A 5,724-nucleotide genomic window follows, 5' to 3' on the forward strand; every position below is an offset into this window, starting at 1 on the left:
AGGAGACCGCGGGAGATCAGGGAAGGACCCGCCGTGCACCCGCCGAGGGCACTGCGGGGAAGACTCCCGGGGCGCGGAAGCCCGCCGCCGCGAAGGCCTCGAGCACGGCCTTGGTGACGGCCTCCGCCGTCGCTTCCGCTCCCGCTCCCATGGCCCAGGAGCCGTCCGCACCGTTTCCCGCGACGGGCGCGTACCTGGACTACGGGGAGGAGGGGGTACGGCGCATGAGCGGGCTTCGGCAGTGGCTCGGGGTGGCCGACCTGAAGGTGGGCCACACGTACCTGCCCGGTGACCGCTGGTCGAACATCGAGGGCCGGCCCTCGTACCTGGAGAGCTGGGCGCAGTGGCGCCGCGAGCGCTCCGACCGGCTGTTCGTCCTCAATGTCCCGATGCTGGAGCGCAACGAGGCGAGGGTTTCCGACCAGGAGGTGCGCAGGCTGCTGCTCCGCGGCGCGATCGGCCTCTACGACCAGCACTTCCGGCAGCTCGCCGCACGGCTGGTGGCGCTCGGCGTGCCGGACACGGTGATCGTGCTGGGCTGGGAGATGAACGGTACGACGTACACGCATCGCTGCGGGCCCGCGCCCGAGTTGTGGAAGGCGTACTGGAGGCGGATCGTGACGGCGATGCGGAGTGTGGCGGGTGCCGGTTTCCGCTTCGACTTCGCGCCGAACCGCGGGGCGGACGCGGTGCCGTGGACGCGGTGCTATCCGGGGGACGACACGGTCGACATCATCGGAATGGATTCGTACGACCAGCCACCCGGTACGACGTTCGAGGAACAGGTGAACGCGCCGTACGGGCTGAGGGACCACGTCGCGTTCGCCAAGGCCCACAGGAAGCCGGTCTCCTACCCCGAGTGGGGGCTTTTCAGACACGGCGACAATCCGGAGTACATGCGCGGGATGCTGGCCTGGATCCGCGAGCACCGGCCGCTGTACAACACCATCACGGACTACTGCCCGCACGGCGTCTGGCAGTGCGGCGCGAACCCGAGGTCGTCCGAGGTGTTCCGGGCGACGGTGTCCGGCAAGGCGGTACCGATCGCGGGCACCACCGGGCCCGCCGAGGTGCCACCGCCCGTCCCGCCGCCCGTGACGCAGCCCGTCCCGCCATCGGTGACGCAGCTCGTCCCGTCCCCGGTGAGGCCGCCGCAGGCCGCTCCCGGCCCGGCCTCCCCTCCCGGTCCCTTCGCGCCAGCGCCGGTCACCGCGGGCGCGGGTCTCGCCCAGGCCGGGCCGGGGCAGCGGGCACGGGACACTCCCTGAGGCCTCGCCCCGGACCTCCGGACCGCGGCGGCGAACGCCCCTCCGGCCGGCCCCCCGGCCGGAGTGCGCGAGTTCCGCGGCACGGCACGGCGCCGTCATCCGACCGCCTCCTGCCGCTGCTCGTGGCCGGGCGAGGACGGCGCGGGCACGACGGCGGGCGTCCGCTCGGCCGTCGCGTCCTCCTGGCGGAGCCGCCGCCGGGGCCGGACCAGCTGGACGAGCGCGCCGAGCAGGCCGCCCGCGCAGGCTCCGGTCAGCGTGGCCGGGACCACCGTGATGGACACCGGCGCCGAGGGGGCGACGGCCCTGGCGAACTGGCGTACGTCGACGCCGGTGGCCCGTTCCGAGCGGCCGCCGCTCGCGATCAGGGAACCCGCGACCGCGTTGGCGAGGTCGGCGGCGTCCCCGGGACGGGTGGCGGTGCCGGTGACGGCGATCATCGGGGCGTCCGGCGAGGTGGCGACCCGCACCGTGCGGCGCAGCACCGCCCGGGAGACCCCGGCGCGTGCCGCCGCGTTGTCCAGCACCGCGGTCTCGACCGCGACGCGGCCGTACGCCTGGGCGTAACCGAGCGCGGCGGCGTGGTCGGCCTTGATGGGGACCACGACGACATTGCTCGTGGCCGCGTACTGGGGGGTCTGCAGGACGCCGAAGGCGGCGCCCGAGGCCGCGCCGAGCACCACGCCGAGCGGCACCGGCCACCAACGGGGCAGCCGCCTGCGGGATCGGGCGTGGGCGGGGACGCGCTCGTGCTGTTCGGGGGGCTGCTGCTCGGTCATGCGGGGCTCACTTCCCGGGTGCGTGGGATCGGGCGGGCGGCGGCGCGTTCGTAGACGGCCATGAGCCGTTCGGCGCTGCGGGCGATGTCGTAGTGGTGCACGGCGGGCGGCACGGGCCGGCGCGGGGCTCCTTCGGCGCGCAGCGAGTGGAGCGCCGCGGCGACGGCGTCGGCGCCCGGCGCGGGCCCCACCCGCCGTGCGCCGGGGGCGGCCCCCGGCGGCAGGTCGTCGAGGGCTGGGCAGTCGGCGTACAGCACGGGCAGTCCGGCGGCGAGCCCTTCGACGACGGCGAGTCCGAAGGTCTCCTCGGCGGAGGGGGAGACGAGGACGTCCATGGCGGAGAGCACGGAGGGCAGGCAGGGACGGCCGGTCCCGGAAGCGGCCGCGGTCCCGGAAGCGGCTGGGGACCCGGAAGCGGCCGCGGGCCCGTACGGGGCGGCCGGCCCGTACGGCGGGGAGAGGCACGCGCCGGGCAGCAGTACCCGGTCCGCCACCCCGAGCCGCCGGGCCAGTGCCTCGAGCGCGGTCCGCTCCGGCCCCTCCCCCGCCAGCAGCAGCCGGGCTCCGGGCATCCGGGCCACGGCCTCGACCAGTACGTCGAACCTCTTGCCCGGGACGAGCCTGCCCACCCCGCCCACGGTGAACGCGCCGGGGGGCAGGGCGAGCCGGGCGCGGGCCGCCGCGCGCCGCTCGGGGGTGTGGCGGAAGGCGGCGGCGTCGATGCCGTTCGGCACGACGGTGACGCGCCGGCCGGGCACGCCCCAGCGGGCGAGCCGCTCGGCGACGGTCGGCGAGACGGCGACCGTCGCCCGGCCGAGCCGTTCGGTGGCGAGGTACAGCGCGCGGACGGCGGGGGTGAGGGGCCTGCCCTCGATGCGGGTCCCGCCGAGCGAGTGCTCGGTGGCGACGACGGCCCGCACCCCGGCCAGGCGGGCGGCCGTCCTTCCGTACACGCAGGCGCGGTAGAGGTGGGTGTGGACGAGGTCGTACCGTCCGCGGCGGATCAGCGACACCAGTGCGGGCAGTGCGCCGAGGTCCCGGTTGCCCGCCATGCCCAGGTGGGTGACGGGTGTGCCGTCCGCGCGGATGGCCTCGGCGAGGGGGCCGGGGTTGGTGAGCGTGACCACCTCGGGTTCCACCGGCATCCGCCGCATGTGCCGCAGCAGCAGCCGCAGTTGCTGCTCGGCGCCGCCGACGCCCAGGCCGGTGATGATGTGCAGCACTCTCACCGGGTGCCTCTCCACCGGTGCAGGGCGCGCTTGGCGTGCAGGCTGACGGCGGTGTCCCGCCGGCCGACATAGGTGCGCGGCAGGGCGTACGCGCCGGTCAGCGGGCCGGGTTCGATGGCGCAGGCGTAGCCGTATCCGGCGGTGCGCACCGCCTCGGCCGCGCGGGCGTCGAGGTGGCCGTAGGGGTAGCAGAAGCCTTCCGGAGCGGTGCCGGTGATCTCCTCGATGAGGGCCCGGCTCCCGGCGGTCTCGCGGCGCAGCTCCTCCTCGCCGGTTCCGGTGAGGCCGGTGTGCAGCAGGCCGTGCGAGCCGATCTCCATGCCGTCCGCGGCGGCGGCACGGATGCCGTCCGCCGTGAGCAGCGGTTTGCGCGGGCCGAGCGGATCCCAGTCGTTGCGCCCGCCGAGTCTGCCCGGCAGGACGAACACGGTGGCCGTGAAGCCGTGTCCGCGCAGCACGGGCACGGCCGATTCGACGAAGTCGGCGTAGCCGTCGTCGAAGGTCAGCCCGACCAGTCCGGCGGCGCCGCCCCGGGCGCGGGCGGCGAGGAGGCGGGTCATGCTCACCCCGGTGAGGCCGCGCCTGCGCAGCCAGGCGAGCTGCCGGTCGAGGCGGGCCGGCGAGACGGTGATGTTGTACGGGTCGTCCGCGCAGTCGTCCACCGAGTGGTACATCAGCACCCACGAGGCGGGGGTCCGGGCGTCGGGGGACGGCGCGAGGAGAGTGTCGGCGGTCATGGCGCGGCCTTCGTTCGGCGGGCACGGACGGTCGTGAGCAGGCGCGGCACCTCCGGGGCGCGCAGGGCGACGGCCGCGGCGGGGAAGACGAGGACGACGGTCAGGGAGCCGGCGAGGGTGACCGGGACGGGCCCGCCGGGCACGAGGGACGCCAGGCCCCAGCCGGCCGCGGTGGCGGCGGCGGCCGCCCCGGCGAGTGCGGCCAGTCCCCCGACGACACCGACGACCCCGACGGGCACGGCGTGCGCGCGCAGTCCGCGCAGCAGCAGCACGGCGGTCACGGTGATGCCTGCGGCATTGGCGGCGGCGATGCCGTGCACACCCCAGGCGGGGACGGCGAGGGCGCCGCCGGCGACGGTGACGGCGAGGCCCGCGCCCATGGCCGTGGCGGGGTACCAGGTGGGCCGCGCGGTGCTGAAGAAGGACCGGGCGAGTGCGCCGACCAGGGTGTGGCCGAGCAGGCCGAGCGCGTACACCCGCATCACGGATGCCGTGGCGGTGGTGTCGGCGGCGTCGAACGCGCCGCGCTGGAAGAGGATTTCGACGATGCCGGGCGCGCAGGCGACGACGACGGAGGTGCCGAGCAGGACCACGAGCGAGACCAGGGTCAGGTCGCGTTCGATGCGCCGGCGGGCCTGCTCGTGGTCGCCGTCGGCGAGGGCACGGGCGATCACGGGGAAAGTGACGGTGCACAGCATCAGGGCCAGCACCATGGGCAACTGGGCGATCTTCTGTGCGTAGTTGAGGTGTGAGATCGCGCCGGACGGCAGTGCGGAGGCGAGGAAGCGCTCCACGAGCACCTGCGACTGGCGGCCGAGCGCGAACAGGATGACGGGGGCGAGCAGGGCGGCGTTGACCACGGCCTCCGGGCCCGGGCCCGGGCCCAGGCCCGGAGCGGGGGCGGCCGGCCGCCGTCTGCGGAACGCGCCGCGCACCGGCAGGGTGCGCAGGAAGGCGGGCAGTTGGACGAGGACCATGGCCAGGCCGCCGAGGGCGACGCCGGCCGCCGCGGCCCGTACGCCCCAGCGGCCGTGCAGCAGGAGCATCGTGGCGATGATCCCGGCGTTGTACGCCAGGTAGATCGCGGCGGGCGCCCAGTAGCGGCGGTGTGCGCGCAGCGCTGCGCTGAAGTAGCCGACGACGCCGAAGGTGAACGCCGTCGTCGCGGTCAGCCGGGTGCAGTCGGTGGCGAGTCCCGGCCGGGCCAGCCCCGGCGCGAGCAGACCGACCAGCAGCGGTGCGGCGAGGAACAGCAACGCTCCGGCCCCGGCCAGTACGGCGGCGAGCCTCGGCAGGGTCGCTCCGAGCAGGTCCCGCACGGGGTCGTCGGGCCATCCGGTGCGGCGGGCGAGGGCGAGGCTGAAGGCCGGTACGAGGACGAGCGCCATGGCGTCCTCGATAAGCAGCGTCGAGGCGAACTCGGGCACGGTCCATGCGACGAGGAAGGCGTCGGTCTCCGCGTCGGCACCGAACAGGTGCGCGATGGTCTGGTCGCGTACCAGCCCGAGCAGGGAGCCCGCGGCGGTCAGCAGCGCGGTGGCGGCGGCGGCCCTGGCGAGGAAGCCGCCGCGCCACCCGCCGCGGGGGCCGAGGTAAAGAGTTGGTCACGCATCGTATTGTCCGTTGTGGATAAAAGCGGGCAAACGATGTGCGCCACGGCCGTCCCGCACCTGGCTGATGCCTCGTCACATCCCTTTGCGCCTGCGGCTTT

Annotated in this window: 4 protein-coding genes and 1 pseudogene; 1 reads left to right on the forward strand and 4 read right to left on the reverse strand. The window is 75.4% G+C overall.

The genetic code is table 11. The features are described from left to right. The coding region (locus tag GUY61_RS33485) for a glycoside hydrolase family 26 protein (RefSeq protein ID WP_398957829.1) at nt 1-1,268 on the forward strand (1,268 nt) is incomplete at its 5' end. A gap of 95 nt (nt 1,269-1,363) precedes the next feature. Here GUY61_RS33485 and GUY61_RS33490 read toward each other — a convergent pair. The 4 genes and pseudogenes from GUY61_RS33490 to GUY61_RS33505 form a co-directional block, all read right to left on the reverse strand. Then, a complete protein-coding gene (locus GUY61_RS33490) occupies nt 1,364-2,047 on the reverse strand; it encodes a lipopolysaccharide biosynthesis protein (RefSeq protein ID WP_166634087.1) in 684 nt (227 codons plus the stop codon). Then, a complete protein-coding gene (locus GUY61_RS33495; protein WP_166634088.1) occupies nt 2,044-3,276 on the reverse strand; it encodes a glycosyltransferase in 1,233 nt (410 codons plus the stop codon). Before GUY61_RS33495 ends, GUY61_RS33490 begins: the two co-directional genes overlap by 4 nt. Continuing rightward, nucleotides 3,273-4,013 carry a polysaccharide deacetylase family protein gene (locus GUY61_RS33500; protein WP_166634089.1) on the reverse strand — a complete coding sequence of 247 codons (741 nt, stop codon included), beginning with the start codon at nt 4,011-4,013 and terminating at the stop codon, nt 3,273-3,275. The genes GUY61_RS33495 and GUY61_RS33500 overlap by 4 nt, the downstream gene beginning before the upstream one ends. Further along, nucleotides 4,010-5,581, reverse strand: a pseudogene (locus tag GUY61_RS33505) (lipid II flippase MurJ); the annotation flags it as partial. The pseudogene GUY61_RS33505 and the gene GUY61_RS33500, both read right to left, overlap by 4 nt. Nucleotides 5,582-5,724: the final 143 nt, after the last annotated feature.

Source organism: Streptomyces sp. GC420 (assembly GCF_009916105.1).
In the GTDB taxonomy this organism is placed as follows: Bacteria; Actinomycetota; Actinomycetes; order Streptomycetales; family Streptomycetaceae; genus Streptomyces.

Bases quoted from the DNA above. Each gene is read 5' to 3' on its own strand.
- GUY61_RS33490 (WP_166634087.1), bottom strand. From the start codon at position 2,047: ATGACCGAGCAGCAGCCCCCCGAACAGCACGAGCGCGTCCCCGCCCAC.
- GUY61_RS33500 (WP_166634089.1), bottom strand. From the start codon at position 4,013: ATGACCGCCGACACTCTCCTCGCGCCGTCCCCCGACGCCCGGACCCCC.